Raw genomic sequence first — 14,248 nt, 5'->3', positions numbered from 1 at the left:
CGGCGTGCCCGCCGGAAGGGCCCCCGGAATCCCGGGGGCCCTCCACGCGCGGATCGCTTCGCTACGGCGCCGCCGGGCGGCCCACCAGCTCCCGCAGGACGTCCTCCATCGTGACGAGCCCGGCCGGCTTGCCGTCCTCGTCGAGCACCGCCGCCAGATGCGTCCGGCTGCGGCGCATCGCCGTCAGGACGTCGTCCAGCGGCGTCGCCGCGCGGACCCGGGCGATCGGCCGCAGCGCGGACACCGGGAACGGCTCGTCGCGCGGGGAGACGTCCAGGGCGTCCTTGACGTGCAGATAGCCCAGGATCCGGCGCTCCTCGTCGACCACCGGGAAACGCGAGTAACCCGTCCGCGCCGACAGCGCCTCCAGCTCCTCGGCCGTCGTGCCGATCCGCGCGTACACCACCTTCTCCGCCGGCATCACGACGTCCCGTACGGGACGGCGGCCCAGCTCGAGGGCGTCGTGCAGCCGCTCGGCGGCCCGGTCGTCCAGGAGTCCGGCGTCGCCCGCGTCGGTCACCATCCGGGCCAGCTCGTCGTCCGAGAAGGTCGCCGCGACCTCGTCCTTGGTCTCCACCCGCAACAGCTTGAGCAGCGCGTTGGCGAAGGCGTTGATCGCGAAGATCACCGGCCGCAGCGCCCGGGCGAGCGTCACCAGCGGCGGGCCGAGCAGCAGGGCCGTGCGCGTCGGCTCGGCGAGCGCGATGTTCTTCGGCACCATCTCGCCGAGCAGCATGTGGAGATAGGTGGCCACGGACAGCGCGATCACGAACGAGATCGGGTGCACCAGGCCGTGCGGCACGCCGACCGCGTCGAACACCGGCTCCAGCAGGTGCGCGATGGCCGGCTCGGCGACGATGCCCAGCACCAGGGTGCAGAGCGTGATGCCGAGCTGCGCGGCGGCGAGGAGCGCGGAGACGTGCTCCAGGCCCCAGATGACGCTGCGTGCCCGCCGGTTCCCGGCCTCGGCCTGCGGTTCGATCTGACTGCGGCGGACCGAGATCAGGGCGAACTCGGCGCCGACGAAGAAGGCGTTCACGACCAGGGTGAGGAAGCCGATCAGCAACTGGATGACGATCATCGGCCGGCCTCCCCGGACTCGTCCTCGGCGTGGTGGGCGACCGGGGCGTGCATCAGCACGCGGGCGGCGCGCCGGCCCGAGGCGTCGACGACGTCGAGCCGCCAGCCGGCCAGCTCCACGGTGTCGCCGGCGGCCGGGATGCGGCCCAGCTCGTGGGCGATGACGCCCGCGAGCGTCTCGTACGGGCCGTCCGGAACGCGGAGGCCGATCGCCCCCACCTGGTCGGTGCGGGCCGCGCCGTCGGCGGACCAGAGCTCGCGCCCGTCCGCGTCCTCGCCCGCCGGGGCCAGGTCCGGCGTCTCGTGCGGGTCGTGCTCGTCACGGACCTCGCCGACGACCTCCTCGACGATGTCCTCCAGGGTGGCGACGCCCGCGGTGCCGCCGTACTCGTCGATGACGACGGCCATCGTCTGCTTCCCGGAGAGGCGGTCGAGCAGCCGGTCCACGGTCAGCGTCTCGGGCACGAGCAGCGGCTCGCGCAGCAGCTCGCCGATCCGGCGGTGCGGCCGCTCCTCGGCCGGTATGGCCAGGACGTCCTTGATGTGGGCGATGCCGACGACCGCGTCCAGGCTGCCCCGGTAGACGGGGAAGCGGGACAGGCCGGTCGCGCGGGTCGCGTTGGCGACGTCCTCCGCGGTGGCCTGCACCTCGAGGGCGGTGACCTGGACGCGGGGCGTCATCACGTTCTCGGCGGTCAGTTCCGCCAGGTTGAGGGTGCGGACGAACAGCTCGGCCGTGTCCGCCTCCAGGGCGCCCTCCTTGGCGGAGTGCCGGGCGAGCGCCACCAGCTCCTGCGGGGAGCGGGCGGAGGCCAGCTCCTCGGTCGGCTCCATCCCGAGCCGGCGCAGGATGCGGTTGGCGGTGTTGTTGAGGTGGCTGATCAGCGGCTTGAAGGCGGCCGTGAAGATCCGCTGCGGGGTGGCGACCACCTTCGCGACCGCGAGCGGCGAGGAGATCGCCCAGTTCTTGGGGACCAGCTCGCCGACCACCATCAGGACGACGGTGGACAGGGCGGTGCCGATGACGAGCGCCACCGAGGAGGCGACCGAGGGGGAGAGGCCGAGGTCCTCGACCGGGCCGCGGATCAGCTTGGCGATCGAGGGCTCGGACAGCATGCCGACGACCAGGTTGGTGACGGTGATGCCCAGCTGGGCGCCGGAGAGCTGGAAGGTCAGCGACCTGACGGCCTTGAGCGCCCCGGCGGCTCCGCGCTCGCCGCGCCCGGCGGCCGCTTCGAGCTCGCCGCGCTCGACGGTGGTCAGCGAGAACTCGGCCGCGACGAAGGCACCGCACGCGACGGAGAGGAGGAGCGCCAGGAGGAGCAGAAGCACTTCGGTCATCGGTTCACCTCCGTCCCATGATCAGTCAGGGAGGGGAGGCTCGCTCGATGTCGTGCGGCGAAGCGTGTGCGGTCGGAACCAGTGCTACTGGGAGGCTCGCCCATGGGCGGACGCTCACACCTTTCGGTCGTCGGGTGATGGGGACGAGCAACCATGGTAAAGGATCGGCAAAGCGGGCGGGTGATCACCCCTGGCCGTGCGGCCGCGGGGCGCCGGCGCCCTGGTCGGTGAGCGGCTTCACCCAGCGGCGCCAGTGGTCCTCCCGCCCGTACCCGGCGGCCGTCCACAGCCCCTGCCCGGTCTCGTTCGCCTCGAGCACCATGGCGTCCGCCCGCCGTCCGCCGAGCGTGCGGAAACGGTCCTCCGCCGCGCGCAGGAGCGCCGTGGAGATGCCCCGGCGGCGGTACGACGGGAGCACGGCAAGCCGGTACAGATGGGCCCGCCAGCCGTCCCAGCCCGCGATCACGGACCCGACGATCAGCCCGTCGGCCTCGGCGAGGAGCAGCGCCTCGGGGTCGCGCTCCACGAGCCGCGTCACGCCGTGGACGTCGTCCGAGATGGACGTGCCCTCGGCGGACTCCTTCCAGAAGGCCAGCACGGCCTCGGCGTCGGCGGGGGTGGCGGCACGTATCTGAAGATCGGTCATGGCCGGATCCCATCACGGGACGCCGGGCCGGTGCGAGGGAGTTCCGGTCCGCGGGACGGGGCCGGTCACCGCCGCGCCACGCCCAGGACGCACGGCGACGACGGCAGCCGCGGGCCCTTCTCCGGCACGTCGAACGCCCGGTACGGGCCCAGGGCGAAACCGGCCGCCTCGATCGCCGCCAGCGGCGAACGCGCGGTGTGGCAGCCACCGAAGAGCACCGGCCAGACCGTCCGGTCGAGACCCCGCTGCACCCGCGCGAGCCCGGGCGTGTCGGCCAGGCCGTGCTCGAAGAAGCGCAGCTCGCCACCCGGGCGCAGCACCCGGTGCAGCTCGTCGAGGGCCTGCGGGAGGTTCCGTACCGTACAGAGGACGAGCGAGGCCACCGCCGCGTCGAAGGAGGCGTCCTCCAGCGGCAGCGCCTCGGCGGTGTCCGGCAGCACGGTCACCGGGACGGGGGCGCGGACCGCGGCCTCCCGGGCCAGCCGGCGCAGCCGGGACTCCGGTTCGAGGGCCACCACCTCGGTGACCCCGGCCGGGTAGTGCGCGAAGTTCAGCCCGTTCCCGGCACCGATCTCGATCACCCGGCCGGAGACCCCGGCCAGCAGCTCCCGCCGCAGGTCCCCGAGTCCGGCCTTGGTGTCGGCGGAGACGCTGCACCGGGCGTAGAAGCGGGCGAACAGCGGATGGTGGACACGGGACGCCGGGGCTTCCGGGCGGCGGGACGGTGTCATCGGGGCCTCCTCAGCCCGGTCGTCTGGGCTTCGTCAGCCCGTCACGAAGCAGAACTCGTTGCCCTCCGGGTCCCGCATGACCTGGAAGGCGCCCTGCTCGTCCGTGACCGGGCCGCCGACGCGCGCCGCGCCCAGGGGCAGCGCCTCGTCGGCGGCCAGGTCCGGGTCCTCGACCTCCAGGTCGAGGTGGACCCGGTTCTTCACCGTCTTGCCCTCCGGCACCCGCTGGAAGGCGAGCCGGACGAACTCCGGCGGGTCCACGTACGACCAGTCGGCGCTCCGGTCGACCGGAGCACCGCCGAGCAGCCCGGCCCAGAAGCGGACGAGCGCGGCCGGATCGGCACAGTCGAAGACGATCTCCTGAACGTGAGCGCGCATGACTCCAGCCTACGGAGTCGGAGCCCGCGTGTCCCTCGTCAGGAGGCCCCCGGAAACGGCTCCGCGAACCGCTCCCGGAACGCCTCCGCGTCCCACGTGCCGCCGAGCGCGGGCGCGAGCCAGCCGCCCGCCGCCGCCCGGAACTCCGCGGGGTCGAGCCGTCCCGAACCCTCCGGCACGGCTCCGAGCAGCGGCGCGCCCGCCGACTCCGGCAGATCCGCCAGGTTGCAGCGCATCGCCAGGTCCGGCGCGTCGGGCCAGCTGCCGACGACCACACCGAGCTGCTCGATCCCGCGGGCCCGCAGCGCCTCCGCCGTGAGCGTCGCCGAGTTGAGCGTCCCGAGCCCGGCGGGCGTCACCACCAGGACGGGTGCGCCGAGCAGGGCCGCCGCGTCGGCGAGCGTGCCGCCCTCCTCGTCGAAGCGGACGAGCAGTCCGCCCGCCCCCTCCACCAGGACCAGGTCGTGCTCGGCGGCCAGCTTCCGGGCGGCCTCGGCGACCTCGGCGGGGCCGACCGGCGCCATCCCGGCCCGCCGCGCCGCGGTGCCCGGCGCCAGCGGTTCGGGGAACCGGCCCAGTTCGGCGGAGCCGGCGGCGCCGGAGAGCCGGACGACCTCGTCCGCGTCCCCGCGCTCGTCGGGCCCGACACCGGTCTGGGCGGGCTTGAGGACGGCGACGGAACGGCCGGCGGCGGTGGCGACGGCGGCGACGGCCGCCGTGACGACCGTTTTGCCGATCTCGGTGCCGGTGCCGCTGACGACGATGACGGTCATGAGGGGTGTCCTTCTCTCGCGGAGCGGGCGACGGGGGTGGCGGCGCCCGCGAGGGCGCCGTTCCGGGCGGGCGGCACGGCTCAGCCCGCCGCCGCGGCGGCGGTCACCGCCGTACAGATGCGGGCCAGGTCGTCGTCGCTCGTCACGTAGGGCGGCATCGTGTAGATGAGGTCGCGGAACGGGCGCAGCCACACGCCCTCGCGGACCGCCGCGCGGGTCGCCGCCGCCATGTCGACCGGGTGGTCGAGCTGGACGACGCCGATCGCGCCGAGGACCCGCGCCTCGCGGACCCCGGGCAGGGCCGCGGCCGGGGCGAGCCCCTCCCGCAGTCCGGTCTCGATCCGCTTGACCTCGGTCTGCCAGTCCTGCCCGAGCAGCAGGTCGAGCGAGGCGCAGGCCACCGCCGACGCCAGCGGGTTCCCCATGAACGTCGGCCCGTGCGCGAGCACCGGGACCTCGCCCTGGGAGATGCCGTCGGCGACCCTGCTCGTGCAGAGCGTCGCCGCCATCGACAGATAGCCGCCGGTCAGCGCCTTGCCCAGGCACATCACATCGGGGGAGACCGCCACCTGGTCGGCGGCGAACAGCGTGCCCGTACGCCCGAATCCGGTGGCGATCTCGTCGAACACGAGCAGCACGTCGTGCGCGTCGCAGGCCTCGCGCAGCACCCGCAGATACGCCGGGTCGTGGAAGCGCATCCCGCCCGCGCCCTGCACCACCGGCTCCACGACGACCGCGGCCAGGGTGTGCGCGTGCTTCCCGATCTCGGTCCGCAGCAGCTCGGCGTACGACTCCTCGTACGTGGCCGGCGGGGCGTCCACGAAGACCTGCGGCTGCAGCACGCCCTGCCACAGTTCGTGCATCCCGCCGTCGGGGTCGCACACGGACATCGGCTGCCAGGTGTCCCCGTGGTAGCCGCCGCGCCAGGTGAAGAGGCGCTGCTTCTCCGGGCGCCCGAGCGAACGCCAGTACTGCAGGCACATCTTGACCGCCACCTCGACGGACACGGAGCCCGAGTCGCTGAGGAAGACGTGCCGCAGCGGCTCGGGGGTGATCTCCACGAGCCGCGCGGCGAGCCGGACGGCCGGCTCGTGGGTGAGCCCGCCGAACATGACGTGGCTCATCCGGTCGAGCTGGCCGCGCACGGCGTCGTTGAGCACCGGGTGGTTGTAGCCGTGGACCGCCGACCACCAGGAGGACATGCCGTCGATCAACTCGGTCCGGCCCTCGGCGGGTTCGGCGAGCCGCAGTCGTACGCCGGAGGCGGACTCCACGACCAGCGGGTCCGTACGGCCCGGCATGGGGCCGTACGGATGCCAGACGTGGGCCCGGTCGAGGGCGATGAGTTCGTCGTTGCGCACGGCGTTACGCGTTCGGGGCGAGGTCCGTGCCGGCGCCCCGGCGACGCACGGCGACCAGGTCGGTCCGCGCCTGGTTCGCGGCCGCGTCGGCCGGCTCGGCGGGCTCGGGCACCGCGTGACCGCCGCAGGGGCCGCAGCCGCCCGCGTGCGAGCCGCAGCCCGCGCCGTCCTCCGCCGCGTCGTGCGCACCGCAGCCCGCCGACGCCTGGGAACCGCAGCCCCCGCCCGCCGCGGCGAGCGCGTCCGCACGGTGCTTCGGGAGCGTCGTGGTGCCCGCGCCCTCCACCTCGAAGCCCGCGTCGGCGATCATGTCGAGGTCGGCCTGTCCGGCCTGGCCCTCGCTGGTCAGATAGTCGCCGAGGAAGATCGAGTTCGCGATGTTCAGCGCGAGCGGCTGCATCGAGCGCAGGTGCACCTCACGGCCGCCCGCGATCCGCACCTCGACGTCGGGGCAGACGAACCGCACCATCGCGAGGATCCGCAGGCAGCGCTGCGGGGTGAGGTTCCACTCCTTGGCGAGCGGGGTGCCCTCGAACGGGATGAGGAAGTTGACCGGCACCGAGTCCGAGTCGAGCTCGCGCAGCGCGTAGACGACGTCGACCAGGTCCTCGTCGGTCTCGCCCATGCCCGCGATCAGACCCGAGCAGGCCGACAGACCGGCGGCGTGCGCCTTCTGCACGGTGTCCACCCGGTCCGCGTACGTGTGGGTCTTGGTGATGCCCTCGTAGGTGGCCTCGGAGGTGTTCAGGTTGTGGTTGTACGCGTCGGCGCCGGCCTCCCGCAGCCGCTCCGCCTGCCCGTCGGAGAGCAGACCGAGGCAGGCGCACACCTCGACGCCCTCGTTCTGCTCCTTGATGGCCTCGATCGTCCTGCCGACCCGCTCCACGTCGCGGTCCGTCGGACCGCGGCCGCTCGCCACCAGGCAGACGCGCTTCGCCCCGCCCGCGACGCCCGCGGCGGCGGCCTGCGAGGCCTCGTCCGGCTTCAGCCAGGTGTACTTGAGGATCTCGGCCTTGGAGCCGAGGCGCTGCGAGCAGTACGAGCAGTCCTCGGGGCACAGCCCCGACTTCAGGTTCACCAGGTAGTTGAGCTTCACCCGCCGCCCGAACCACTGACGGCGCACCTTTCCGGCCGCCGCCACCACATCGAGCAGTTCGTCGTCGGAGGTCGCCAGGACGGCGAGCGCTTCTTCACGGGTCGGCAGCTCGCGCCGCAGCCCCTTCTCCACCAGCGTGTTCAGCAGGTCCATAACAGCTGATCCTTGCTTACCTCCCACCCCCGGGCCAAGGAGGATCCGAACAAACGGCCCCGCGAGAGGTGTGTGGATGACCACATCCCGACCTCGGCATCCTCCGGTTAGGGTCTGTGCGCTGCCTACAAAAGGATCGCCGCATGCCACAGGCCGACGAGGCACGGGCCGAGGGCCCGCGCCGCACCGCGTTCGACTGGACCGACGCCGAGGCGCGCCGCCGGGCGGACGCCGGACTCGTCCGGACGCTGCGGCCCCGGGCGGCCGAATCGGACCTGCTCGACCTGGCGAGCAACGACTACCTCGGGCTCACCCGGCGCCCTGCGGTCACCGAGGGAGCGGCCGAGGCGGCCCGGCGCTGGGGCGCCGGATCCACCGGTTCGCGGCTCGTCACCGGCACCACCCGGCTGCACACCCGGCTGGAGCGCGAACTCGCCGATTTCTGCGGCTTCGAGGCGGCCCTCGTCTTCTCCTCCGGCTACACCGCGAACCTGGCCGCGCTCACCGCGCTCGGCGGCCGGGACGCCCTGATCGTCTCCGACGCCGCCAACCACGCCTCGATCGTCGACGGCTGCCGCCTCGCCCGCGCCGAGACCGCCGTCGTGCCGCACACCGATCCCGAGGCCGTACGCAAGACCCTCGACGCGCACCCGGGGCGGCGGGCCCTGGTCGTCAGCGACTCCGTCTTCTCCGTCGACGGCGACAAGGCCCCGCTGCCGGAGCTCGCCGCGGCCTGCCGCGCGCACGGCGCCGGGCTCGTCGTGGACGACGCCCACGGCCTCGGGGTCCTCGGGGACGGGGGCCGGGGCGCCCTGCACGAGGCGGGCCTCGCCGGGGACGAGGACGTCGTCGCCACCCTCACGCTCTCCAAGTCCCTCGGCAGCCAGGGCGGTGCCGTGCTCGGCCCGGCCCGGGTGATCGAGCACCTGGTGAACGCCGCCCGCACCTTCATCTTCGACACCGGGCTCGCGCCGGCCGCCGCGGGCGGCGCGCTCGCGGGACTGCGCGCGCTGGTCGCCGAACCGGAGCTCGCCGAGCGGGCCCGTACCGTCGCCGGCACCCTGCACCGGCTGCTCACGGACGCGGGACTCACCTCCGCCCGGCCCGACGCGGCCGTCGTCTCGGTGCGCGCCCCCTCCCCGGAGGCGGCGCTGCGCTGGGCGGCGGACTGCCGCGAACAGGGGCTCGGGGTCGGCTGCTTCCGCCCCCCGTCCGTGCCGGACGGCATCTCGCGGCTGCGTCTCACGGCCCGGGCGGACCTCGACGACGCGCAGATCGAGCGCGCGGTCGGAACGATCCTGCGCACCGCACCGGCCGTCCCGTAGGCCCCAAGAGCGTTTCCGGGCAGCAGAGTTCACCGTTACGGGCGACAGACGGGGACATATCTTGGTGGAACGCCGCGTGGCGCGGCACGATCGGTGGCACTCTGACGCGAAGCGCAATCCGGGGCATTGGCCCCGGCGGGAAAGGGACAGCGTCGCCATGGCAGATCACCAGGAAGCATCCGTCACGCTGCCGAGCGATCCCGCCTCGGTCCCGACAGCCCGGAGGTTCGTCGCGGAGGTGCTCACCGGCTGGGGCCTCGACGACGCGGCGGAGCTCGCGGACGCGATCCGGGTGATCGTCTCCGAACTCGCCACCAACGCCGTGCTGCACACCCGGGGCCAGTCGCCCACGTTCACCGTCGACGTCCGTCTGGAGCGCGAGGAGCTGCTCCACATCGGCGTCACCGACAGCCACCCGCGGCTGCCCCGCCGCCTCCCGGCGGCGGTCCAGCAGGACAACGGCCGGGGCATGGTCATCATCCGCGTCCTGGCGGCGGAGGCCGGCGGCCGTCTCTCGGTCGCACCGACCGAGGAGGGCGGCAAGCGGGTCTGGATCACCCTGCCGTGGACCCCGGTCCCGCTCGCCAGTTGTTAGGCCTCGGACCCGAGGGGCACGGCGGCGCCACCGCACCCCTCACGAACGGACCGCTACCGCCGCCTGATCAGCGGACGCGGCCGTAGTAGACCTTCGACGACCAGATCTTGTCGAGCTTCACCCAGGAGCCCGTCTTGGGCGAGTGCCAGATCTTGCCGCTACCGGCGTAGATGCCCACGTGGTAGACCCTCCCGCCGGAGTGGAAGAAGACCAGGTCCCCCTGTTGCCTGCTGGAGGCGGAGATGTGCCGGGTCTTGTTGTACTGCTGCTGCGCGGTGCGGGGCAGCGACTTGCCCGCCTGCTTGTACGCGTAGAGCGTCAGTCCGGAACAGTCGAACCTGGAGGGTCCGCTGCTCCCGTACCGGTACGGAGCTCCCTTCTTGGACGCGGCGACGCTCAGTGCCTTGTTCGCGTGCGTGGTGGCTGCCTGGGCCTCCGATGCCGCTCCTGGTGCGAGCAGCGTGCCGCCGACGGCGGCGAGGGTGAGAGCCGAGACGGCTCCGGCCCGGGACAGCAGGGACGGGACGTGCATCTGCGCAGTCATGCGCAACCCTTCGTCAGCCGCCTGCGAAGGATGACCTGTCGGGTTCGGGCTGGCGAAGATGCCCGGCCGCTGACGCGGCTTCACCCCAAGGGACGGACTCGCTGCCGGAACAGCGCGTACGCCCCGTAAAAATCGGGTCCTCCACTCCTGCCGATCCAATCCTGTCGACCAGACGTCCGGGACAGCGGCAGGACTCGGCGTCCGCCCGGACCGCCCCGCCGCGGTGGCGGGGGCTTGTCGTCGACAGGGATCTTGACCCACACCCAGGGCGAAATCCGAGCTGAAACGGCGATATGTGAGGCTCCTCACGACTGATCCGTTCGGGTGGACAGACAGCCTTTGTGATCTTCGGCGGTTTGGCCTACGAGCCTCGCACCAGCGACGGAACGCCCGATTCCGCCAAATGCGTACACCTGTTGCGCAACTCACCCGATGCACATGTCGACTCGTCGACTACGCCGAACGGGGGAGCGATTCTGCGGCGCGTGTCGGCCGTCCGGACCTCGACACGACACGCGGGAATGTCAACTCGCCCGTGACTGCGGGACGGTGACGCGGTGGGTCCTCCGCTCCCCGTCCAACACCCGGAGGGCGCGCGCCAATGTGTCCGCGTGCACCTCGTTCTCGCCCCGCATATGCATGAGCGTCAGGGCTTCGAGGAGCGCCTCCGCGCGGCCCACCAGGGCCTGCGCCGCGCGCAACGCACCATAAGTATGCGTGCTTCTGGATGGATTGATCCTGCCGAGGAGGTCGACGACTTCCAGATAGGCGTCGACGAGTTCACCCTCGGCGCGGGTCAGGGCGGGCAGCGGGGGCAGCTCGGGCACCACGGCCGGTTCACCCGGCCGCGCCGCCGGCGGGCCCGCGCCGGCTCGTGATCACGTGGTCCACCAGGCCGTACGCGAGCGCCGCCGGGGCGTCCAGGACGGTGAGGCGGTCGAGGTCGGCGTCGATCCGCTCCCGGTCCCGGCCCGTGTGCGCGGTGAGCATCCCGGCCATCAGCGCGCGGAGCCGGAGCATCTCGCGGGCCTGGAGGTCGAGATCGCTCGGCTGGCCCCGCAGGGGCTCGTCCATGGCGGGCTCCTGGAGGGTGACGCGGGCGCCCGGCAGCATCATGCGCTTGCCCGGCGTCCCGGCCGCGAGCAGGACCGCGGCGGTGGACATGGCCTGGCCCAGGCAGGTGGTCTCCAGGTCGCAGTGGAGCGAGCCCATCGTGTCGTAGATCGCGGTCATGGCGCTGACGGAGCCGCCGGGGGAGTTGATGTAGAGCGCGATGTCCTGGTCCGGGCCGGCGTGGTCCAGATAGAGGAGCTGGGCGATGACGTCGTTGGCCGCAGTCTCGTCGATCGGCGTCCCGAGGAAGACGATCCGGGACTCCAGGAGCTTGGAGTAGGGGTCGAGGGTCCGGGTTCCGTAGCTGGTGCGCTCCGTGAACGCGGGCAGGACGTGGCGAGCATCCATGGCGGGTACCTCCATCTGTAAAAAATGTACAGGACGTACAGCCCGTAAGATGGGGAGCATGACCTACGAGATCCCGGTGACGCAAGCGCGAGCCGAGCTCGCCGACCTCATCAACCGCGTCGTGTACGGCGGGGAGCGCGTCGTCGTCACCCGCCACGGGAAGCCGCTCGTCGCCCTGGTCTCCGCCGCTGACCTGGAGGAACTCGAGGCGGCGGAGAAGCCCGCCGACGAGCAGGTGGTCAGCTCCGTCTCCGCCCTGCACCCGCTCGACTCCGCTACCGGCGAACAGCGCCGCTTCGGCATCGCCGCCCACCACCGCGAGCCCGGCGCCTCCTGACGCACCGTCCATCACCGCGAACCGGCTGCCTCCTGACGGGCCCGCGGGGTCGCGCGCCTCTGGCACCCGCGATGCGCCGCGAGCAGCCGCCTCCTGACGCACCCGCCCGCCGCTCGTGCCCAGCGCGCACGAAGAAGCCGCGTGCCCCCGTCCGCTACAGCGGGGGCACGCGGCGGTCTTCTTCGCGCTGTCGCGCTTCTTCGCGCCTGGGGTACCGGCGGTCCGGGTCAGCCCGCGCGCGCCGGAACCGGCGCTGCCGCGGCCGCGTCCCGTGCGGGTTCCGCGCTCCGCCGCCGGGCCCCGAGCGCGGTCGCCGTGAGACCCGCCGCCGCCCAGAGGGCGAGGACGAGGAGCGGTCCGCCCGCCGCCGCGCCCTCGAAGGAGGAGACGGACCGCAGGGCCGAGCCGGCGGCGCCCGGCGGCAGCCACTGGCCGAGGGTGCCCACCGCGGTCGGCAGGAGTTCCGGTGCGCTCGACACCCCCGAGAACGGGTTGCCGAGCAGGATCATCAGCAGCGCCCCGAGCCCGAGCCCGGGCTTTCCGACGAGCGCCGCGAGCCCGGCGAACGTCGAGCCGATGGCCAGGACGGTGAGGCCCAGTACCCCCGCCTCGGCCCACCAGTTCCCGCCGAGCGCGCCGAGCCAGCTGTGGGCGAGGGCCGTGCCGACGAGGCCCGCGAGCGCGGCGGCGCCGGCCAGGGCGGCCACCGCGCGACCGCCGCGCAGACCGAGGAGGGTGGTGACGACGCCCGCCGCCGCTCCGGCCAGGGCGAGCGGCAGCAGACTGGAGGCGAGGACGGCCCCGCGCGGGTCGCCCGCCGGGGCGGCGACCACATCGGTGACCTGGACCCGTGCGCCCTCCGGGGCCATGGAGGTCACGGCCTCCCGCAGCAGCCCGGCCACCACGGGGCTCGCCGCCGACGCGGTCAGGAGTTCCGTGCCGCCCGGGGTCACGACCACCGCTCCGTATACGTCCCGGTCCGCTATCGCGGCGCGGGCCGCGGCCCCGTCCTCGTAGCGGTGGACCTCGAAGGCTCCCTCGTGCCGGGCCAGGTCCTGCTCCAGGGCGGTGACCACGGTGGCGGGGCCCGCGAGGCCGATCGGCAGGTCGCGGGGGGCCGTCCGGGCCGCGGGCCAGGCGAAGGCCCAGAGGGTCAGCGTCACGACGAAGGGGATCAGCACCATCACCGCGATGATCCTGCGCCCCGCGCCGGCGGCGGTGGCGTTGGCGGACATGGCGTCCTCGATTCATAGAGAAGGATCGTTCGTTTTTCTGTGACCTCACTGTCCTGCGGGCCGTGGATGTTGTCAAGAATGAATATTCGTTTTAAGTTCGTGTCATGGCTCGTGTCTCCCAGGAACACCTCGACGCGCGGCGGCGCCAGATCCTCGACGGCGCGGCGCGCTGCTTCGCCCGCAACGGCTTCCACGCCACGTCGATGCAGGACGTGCTCAGCGAGGCCGGACTGTCGGCCGGTGCGGTCTACCGCTACTTCCGCGGCAAGGACGAGATCATCGCGGCCATCGCGACCGAGGCCTTCGCCGGTATCCGCGGCGCCTTCGAGGAGGCGTCGAGGACCACCCCGCCGCCCACCCCCGACGTCCTGATCGCCGCGGTGCTGCGGCTCTTCCTCGAAGAGCAGATCGAGGGCGCCGACCGGCAGGCCTTCGCCCGCCTGATCATCCAGGTGTGGACGGAGACCCTCCGCAACGAGCGGCTCGCGCAGACCCTCGCGGAGGGCTACAACGGCATGCGCGTCGTCTGGGCCGAACTGGTCACCGCCTACCGCGAGAGCGGCATCCTCGCCGCCGACGTCCCCGCCGACCATGTGGCCCGCACCCTGATCGCCGTCGTCCAGGGCTTCATCGCCCAGCAGGCGCTCTTCGGCGACGTCGCCGTCGACGTCCTGGAGGACGGACTCCGCGGCCTGATGTCCATGTGCGTCGACCCGGTCCGACGATCATGAGATCGCAAAGCCGCAGTTAACGAGCCGGAAAAACTTCCGCCCTAACGTGCAATGTCTGGCCGCGATCCGCATCTCCGCAGTTCAACAAGGTGTTGACGGTCGGTAGGGTCCGCAGCTGTCCGGGTGTGCCCCGGTCGACGACTGTGAGGTGGAAGAGTGCAACTGAGCCCGCACGAACAGGAACGCCTGCTCATCCATGTGGCCGCCGACGTGGCGGAGAAGCGCCGCGCCCGGGGTCTCCGGCTCAACCACCCCGAGGCCGTCGCCCTCCTCACCTCCCACATCCTGGAAGGCGCCCGCGACGGCCGCACCGTCGCCGAACTCATGGCCTCCGGCCGCAAGGTGCTGACCCGCGACGACGTCATGGACGGCATCCCCGAGATGATCCACGACGTCCAGGTCGAGGCCACCTTCCCGGACGGCACCAAGCTCGTCACCGTCCACGACCCCATCATCTGAAC

The 14,248-nt window shown here is 72.9% G+C and carries 17 protein-coding genes and 1 riboswitch; of the genes, 5 read left to right on the top strand and 12 right to left on the bottom strand.

Annotated features, from left to right (window positions below):
* Nucleotides 1-61: 61 nt before the first annotated feature.
* The 8 genes from DEJ43_RS04145 to bioB all read right to left on the bottom strand — a co-directional run bounded on the left by DEJ43_RS04145 (nucleotide 62) and on the right by bioB (nucleotide 7,559).
* Nucleotides 62-1,081, bottom strand: coding sequence for a hemolysin family protein (locus DEJ43_RS04145; protein ID WP_015032057.1), 1,020 nt, complete (start codon nucleotides 1,079-1,081; stop codon nucleotides 62-64).
* Nucleotides 1,078-2,421, bottom strand: coding sequence for a hemolysin family protein (locus tag DEJ43_RS04140; protein ID WP_015032056.1), 1,344 nt, complete (start codon nucleotides 2,419-2,421; stop codon nucleotides 1,078-1,080). The genes DEJ43_RS04145 and DEJ43_RS04140 overlap by 4 nt, the downstream gene beginning before the upstream one ends.
* Before the next feature lie 184 nt (nucleotides 2,422-2,605).
* Nucleotides 2,606-3,067 carry a GNAT family N-acetyltransferase gene (locus DEJ43_RS04135; RefSeq protein ID WP_015032055.1) on the bottom strand — a complete coding sequence of 154 codons (462 nt, stop codon included), beginning with the start codon at nucleotides 3,065-3,067 and terminating at the stop codon, nucleotides 2,606-2,608.
* A gap of 65 nt (nucleotides 3,068-3,132) precedes the next feature.
* Nucleotides 3,133-3,798 carry a class I SAM-dependent methyltransferase gene (locus DEJ43_RS04130; RefSeq protein WP_015032054.1) on the bottom strand — a complete coding sequence of 222 codons (666 nt, stop codon included), beginning with the start codon at nucleotides 3,796-3,798 and terminating at the stop codon, nucleotides 3,133-3,135.
* A 33-nt stretch (nucleotides 3,799-3,831) separates the two neighbouring features.
* Nucleotides 3,832-4,176 (bottom strand): VOC family protein, encoded by a 345-nt coding sequence (locus DEJ43_RS04125; protein WP_015032053.1) that lies wholly within the window; start codon nucleotides 4,174-4,176, stop codon nucleotides 3,832-3,834.
* A 38-nt stretch (nucleotides 4,177-4,214) separates the two neighbouring features.
* On the bottom strand, nucleotides 4,215-4,949 hold the full coding sequence (gene bioD, locus DEJ43_RS04120; protein ID WP_015032052.1) for a dethiobiotin synthase: 735 nt from the start codon (nucleotides 4,947-4,949) through the stop codon (nucleotides 4,215-4,217).
* 80 nt (nucleotides 4,950-5,029) lie between these two features.
* Entirely contained in the window at nucleotides 5,030-6,310 is a 1,281-nt protein-coding gene (locus DEJ43_RS04115) for an adenosylmethionine--8-amino-7-oxononanoate transaminase (protein WP_015032051.1), read from the bottom strand.
* A gap of 4 nt (nucleotides 6,311-6,314) precedes the next feature.
* On the bottom strand, nucleotides 6,315-7,559 hold the full coding sequence (bioB, locus tag DEJ43_RS04110) for a biotin synthase BioB (RefSeq protein WP_041662080.1): 1,245 nt from the start codon (nucleotides 7,557-7,559) through the stop codon (nucleotides 6,315-6,317).
* Between the two features lie 143 nt (nucleotides 7,560-7,702).
* Here bioB and DEJ43_RS04105 point away from each other — a divergent pair, with 143 nt between their 5' ends.
* Both DEJ43_RS04105 and DEJ43_RS04100 read left to right on the top strand, forming a co-directional pair.
* Nucleotides 7,703-8,884, top strand: coding sequence for an 8-amino-7-oxononanoate synthase (locus DEJ43_RS04105; protein WP_015032049.1), 1,182 nt, complete (start codon nucleotides 7,703-7,705; stop codon nucleotides 8,882-8,884).
* A gap of 157 nt (nucleotides 8,885-9,041) precedes the next feature.
* Nucleotides 9,042-9,479 (top strand): ATP-binding protein, encoded by a 438-nt coding sequence (locus DEJ43_RS04100; RefSeq protein ID WP_041662078.1) that lies wholly within the window; start codon nucleotides 9,042-9,044, stop codon nucleotides 9,477-9,479.
* Nucleotides 9,480-9,546: 67 nt separating this feature from the next.
* Here DEJ43_RS04100 and DEJ43_RS04095 read toward each other — a convergent pair whose 3' ends face one another.
* The 3 genes from DEJ43_RS04095 to DEJ43_RS04085 all read right to left on the bottom strand — a co-directional run bounded on the left by DEJ43_RS04095 (nucleotide 9,547) and on the right by DEJ43_RS04085 (nucleotide 11,484).
* The gene (locus DEJ43_RS04095; protein WP_015032047.1) at nucleotides 9,547-10,023 is read right to left on the bottom strand and encodes a C40 family peptidase; all 477 of its coding nucleotides are present in this window, start codon (nucleotides 10,021-10,023) and stop codon (nucleotides 9,547-9,549) included.
* Nucleotides 10,024-10,026: 3 nt separating this feature from the next.
* Nucleotides 10,027-10,208, bottom strand: a riboswitch (cyclic di-AMP (ydaO/yuaA leader).
* 339 nt (nucleotides 10,209-10,547) lie between these two features.
* A complete protein-coding gene (locus tag DEJ43_RS04090; protein ID WP_015032046.1) occupies nucleotides 10,548-10,853 on the bottom strand; it encodes a hypothetical protein in 306 nt (101 codons plus the stop codon).
* Between the two features lie 7 nt (nucleotides 10,854-10,860).
* On the bottom strand, nucleotides 10,861-11,484 hold the full coding sequence (locus DEJ43_RS04085; protein ID WP_015032045.1) for an ATP-dependent Clp protease proteolytic subunit: 624 nt from the start codon (nucleotides 11,482-11,484) through the stop codon (nucleotides 10,861-10,863).
* Nucleotides 11,485-11,542: 58 nt separating this feature from the next.
* On the opposite strand from DEJ43_RS04085, the gene DEJ43_RS04080 reads away from it, so the two are divergent.
* Complete coding sequence (locus DEJ43_RS04080; protein WP_015032044.1) at nucleotides 11,543-11,821, top strand: type II toxin-antitoxin system Phd/YefM family antitoxin; 279 nt, start codon at nucleotides 11,543-11,545, stop codon at nucleotides 11,819-11,821.
* Nucleotides 11,822-12,048: 227 nt separating this feature from the next.
* On the opposite strand, the gene DEJ43_RS04075 is transcribed toward DEJ43_RS04080, so the two are convergent.
* Nucleotides 12,049-13,056 (bottom strand): hypothetical protein, encoded by a 1,008-nt coding sequence (locus tag DEJ43_RS04075; RefSeq protein ID WP_015032043.1) that lies wholly within the window; start codon nucleotides 13,054-13,056, stop codon nucleotides 12,049-12,051.
* 104 nt (nucleotides 13,057-13,160) lie between these two features.
* Here DEJ43_RS04075 and DEJ43_RS04070 point away from each other — a divergent pair, with 104 nt between their 5' ends.
* Nucleotides 13,161-13,787, top strand: coding sequence for a TetR/AcrR family transcriptional regulator (locus DEJ43_RS04070; RefSeq protein WP_015032042.1), 627 nt, complete (start codon nucleotides 13,161-13,163; stop codon nucleotides 13,785-13,787).
* Nucleotides 13,788-13,943: 156 nt separating this feature from the next.
* Nucleotides 13,944-14,246: an urease subunit gamma gene (locus tag DEJ43_RS04065; protein ID WP_015032041.1), complete on the top strand. Its 303-nt coding sequence runs from the start codon at nucleotides 13,944-13,946 to the stop codon at nucleotides 14,244-14,246.
* Nucleotides 14,247-14,248 lie beyond the last annotated feature (2 nt).

This window comes from Streptomyces venezuelae ATCC 10712, from assembly GCF_008639165.1.
Taxonomy (GTDB): domain Bacteria; phylum Actinomycetota; class Actinomycetes; order Streptomycetales; family Streptomycetaceae; genus Streptomyces; species Streptomyces venezuelae.
Note: the sequence above shows the minus strand (reverse complement) of the source record. Positions and strands in the feature narration are given on the sequence as shown.

Bases quoted from the DNA above. Each gene is read 5' to 3' on its own strand.
- DEJ43_RS04130 (WP_015032054.1), bottom strand. From the start codon at position 3,798: ATGACACCGTCCCGCCGCCCGGAAGCCCCGGCGTCCCGTGTCCACCAT.
- DEJ43_RS04100 (WP_041662078.1), top strand. From the start codon at position 9,042: ATGGCAGATCACCAGGAAGCATCCGTCACGCTGCCGAGCGATCCCGCC.
- bioD (WP_015032052.1), bottom strand. From the start codon at position 4,949: ATGACCGTCATCGTCGTCAGCGGCACCGGCACCGAGATCGGCAAAACG.
- DEJ43_RS04095 (WP_015032047.1), bottom strand. From the start codon at position 10,023: ATGACTGCGCAGATGCACGTCCCGTCCCTGCTGTCCCGGGCCGGAGCC.
- DEJ43_RS04145 (WP_015032057.1), bottom strand. From the start codon at position 1,081: ATGATCGTCATCCAGTTGCTGATCGGCTTCCTCACCCTGGTCGTGAAC.
- DEJ43_RS04070 (WP_015032042.1), top strand. From the start codon at position 13,161: ATGGCTCGTGTCTCCCAGGAACACCTCGACGCGCGGCGGCGCCAGATC.
- DEJ43_RS04135 (WP_015032055.1), bottom strand. From the start codon at position 3,067: ATGACCGATCTTCAGATACGTGCCGCCACCCCCGCCGACGCCGAGGCC.
- DEJ43_RS04125 (WP_015032053.1), bottom strand. From the start codon at position 4,176: ATGCGCGCTCACGTTCAGGAGATCGTCTTCGACTGTGCCGATCCGGCC.
- DEJ43_RS04105 (WP_015032049.1), top strand. From the start codon at position 7,703: ATGCCACAGGCCGACGAGGCACGGGCCGAGGGCCCGCGCCGCACCGCG.
- DEJ43_RS04075 (WP_015032043.1), bottom strand. From the start codon at position 13,056: ATGTCCGCCAACGCCACCGCCGCCGGCGCGGGGCGCAGGATCATCGCG.
- DEJ43_RS04085 (WP_015032045.1), bottom strand. From the start codon at position 11,484: ATGGATGCTCGCCACGTCCTGCCCGCGTTCACGGAGCGCACCAGCTAC.
- DEJ43_RS04080 (WP_015032044.1), top strand. From the start codon at position 11,543: ATGACCTACGAGATCCCGGTGACGCAAGCGCGAGCCGAGCTCGCCGAC.
- bioB (WP_041662080.1), bottom strand. From the start codon at position 7,559: ATGGACCTGCTGAACACGCTGGTGGAGAAGGGGCTGCGGCGCGAGCTG.
- DEJ43_RS04140 (WP_015032056.1), bottom strand. From the start codon at position 2,421: ATGACCGAAGTGCTTCTGCTCCTCCTGGCGCTCCTCCTCTCCGTCGCG.